This window comes from Microbacterium sp. B19, from assembly GCF_000333395.1.
Classification (GTDB): Bacteria; Actinomycetota; Actinomycetes; order Actinomycetales; family Microbacteriaceae; genus Microbacterium.
Map to the genome: position 1 here is coordinate 1 of NZ_BADA01000550.1, position 2,121 is coordinate 2,121.

At 74.0% G+C, this 2,121-nt stretch carries 2 protein-coding genes and 1 pseudogene; all 3 read right to left on the reverse strand.

Annotation, left to right across the window (positions count from 1 at the left end; genetic code table 11):
- A pseudogene (locus tag I5G_RS23620) lies at positions 1 to 726 on the reverse strand (alpha/beta hydrolase fold domain-containing protein); the annotation flags it as partial.
- Positions 726 to 1,655, reverse strand: coding sequence for a MoxR family ATPase (locus I5G_RS18900; RefSeq protein ID WP_036329472.1), 930 nt, complete (start codon positions 1,653 to 1,655; stop codon positions 726 to 728). The pseudogene I5G_RS23620 and the gene I5G_RS18900, both read right to left, overlap by 1 nt.
- A gap of 98 nt (positions 1,656 to 1,753) precedes the next feature.
- On the reverse strand, positions 1,754 to 2,071 hold the full coding sequence (locus I5G_RS18905; RefSeq protein WP_022880460.1) for a hypothetical protein: 318 nt from the start codon (positions 2,069 to 2,071) through the stop codon (positions 1,754 to 1,756).
- Between the last annotated feature and the right edge of the window lie 50 nt (positions 2,072 to 2,121).

Consider the following 2,121-nt stretch of genomic DNA (forward strand, 5'->3'; position numbering starts at 1 on the left):
GATGGAGGTGTCGGCGGGGGCGTGCCGCCCCGCCTGGAGGGGCCAGACGTGCTGTTCGCCCGAGACGGTCTCGAACGTGACGTCGACGCCGTCGCGGGCGGCGCGCTCGGCCAGACGCACGGCGTCCGCGTACAGGGACTCGGCGTCGCTGGCGGTGATGAACAGCGGCGGGAACCCGGTGAAGCCGTCGAGTTCGCGCAGCCGCGCCAAACGCGACGGAAGATGCCGTCGCGACGTGAACGGCGGCAGCACGCGCAGCCGCGCGGGGGCGGCGAGCGTCGCTTGACGCCCGGCCAGACCCAGCGGCCCCGCGGACCGCACGACGACGAATTCGCTGCGCAGTTCGCCGCGTCGCCGCGGCAGCAGCGAGAGCGCCGCCCCGCGGCGCTCTCCGGGCGGAACGGTGAGCCGCAGGCGCTCCGGCGGAGCACCCGCCGTCGGTTGCCACGCGTCGCGCACCTGCGCGCGGAGCGTACGCCGGCCGAGGTTGCGCACCCGCAGCTCACCGGTGAGGGGAACGTCGCGCAATGCCCGCTCGGGCAGGGCCCGTGTGACGTCGACGCTTCGGGCGTTCGCGGCGAGGATCACGTCGGCCGCGGCGAGTCCCGCGCACAGCAGCACCCACCCGCCCACCACGCTCCACGGTTCCGCCCCGGCAGCCGTGAAGAGGATCACCGGGACGACCCCCAGCGCGACGAGCAGGGCCGAGCGGCCGGTGACGTACATCAGAGCGGGACGCGCGTCTGCTGCAGAACCGAGGTGAGGACGGCATCCACCGAGACGCCTTCGATCTCGGCTTCCGTCCGCAGGCGGATCCGGTGCCGCCACACCGGGACGAGCATCGTCTGCACGTGGTCGGGGGTGATCGCGGGGTAGCCGCCGAGCCACGCCCACGCCTTCGCCGCAGCCAGCAGCCCCGTCGACGCGCGAGGGCTCACCCCGAGCAGAACGGACGGGCTCTGGCGCGTCGCGCGGGCCAGGTCGACCACGTACCCCAGCACGTCGTCGGCGACGGCGACGGATGCCGCGGCGCGCTGCGCCGCGAGGATCTCGGCCGGTGTGATGACGGCATCCACTCCCGCCTCGCCGAGACGACGGGGGTCGAACCCGCCCGCGTGGCGGCGGAGGACGTCGACCTCGGCGTCGCGCCCGGGGAGATCGACGACGAGCTTGAGCAGGAAGCGGTCGAGCTGCGCCTCGGGCAGCGTGTACGTCCCCTCGTGCTCGACGGGGTTCTGCGTCGCGGCGACGAGGAACGGGTCGGGAAGCGGACGGCTGACGCCGTCCGAGGACACCTGACGCTCCTCCATCGCCTCGAGGAGCGCGGCCTGCGTCTTCGGCGGTGTGCGGTTGATCTCGTCGGCGAGCAGCACGTGGGTGAACACGGGGCCTGCGCGGAACTCGAACTCGCCGGACCGGGCGTCGTAGACGAGCGATCCGGTCACGTCGCCGGGCATCAGGTCGGGGGTGAACTGCACGCGGCGGGTGTCGAGACCGAGCGCGCGGCTGAACGACCGCACCAGCAGCGTCTTCGCGACGCCCGGCACGCCCTCCAGCAACACGTGGCCGCGGGCGAGGAGGGCGATGAGCAATCCGGTGATCGTGCCGTCCTGCCCGACGACGGCCTTGCCGACCTCGGTGCGGACCCGGTGCATCGCCTGCCGCAGGGTCGCGTCGTCGCCGTCGGGTCGCGGGGCGGCGCTCGCCGGCGCGGCCGGGGCCGTGTGGTCGGGGGCGCCGAGAGGACTGTCGGTCATCGGGGGGTCCTTTCCGTGGGAAGAGTCGCGCGCACGCTCGTCTCGAGGTCGCGTAGGCGATCGCTCGCCGCGACGAGGTCGCGGTCGGTGCGGGGAAGATCGTCGATCAGGATGCCGTGCACCACCGCTCGATCCGCGCCGAGCCGCTCGGCCACGGCGTCCGCGAGGTGCTCCGGGGTCGTCCGGGGCGAGAGGCCCAAGAGGCGCACGAGGCGTCGGCGCGTGGCGGCCCGCACCTCGTCGAGGGCGTGGGCGGTGTCTTGCGACGCCGCGTAGAGGCGTGCGCGACCCTCCGTCGTCTCGGTCGCGTGCACTGGGACCGTGAATGCGCTCGGCTATTAGGGGGTCCGAATCGGCGTCCCCC

What these genes read in the sequence shown, in the direction of transcription:
- I5G_RS18900 (WP_036329472.1), bottom strand. Translation starts at nt 1,655, where the DNA reads ATGCACCGGGTCCGCACCGAGGTCGGCAAGGCCGTCGTCGGGCAGGAC.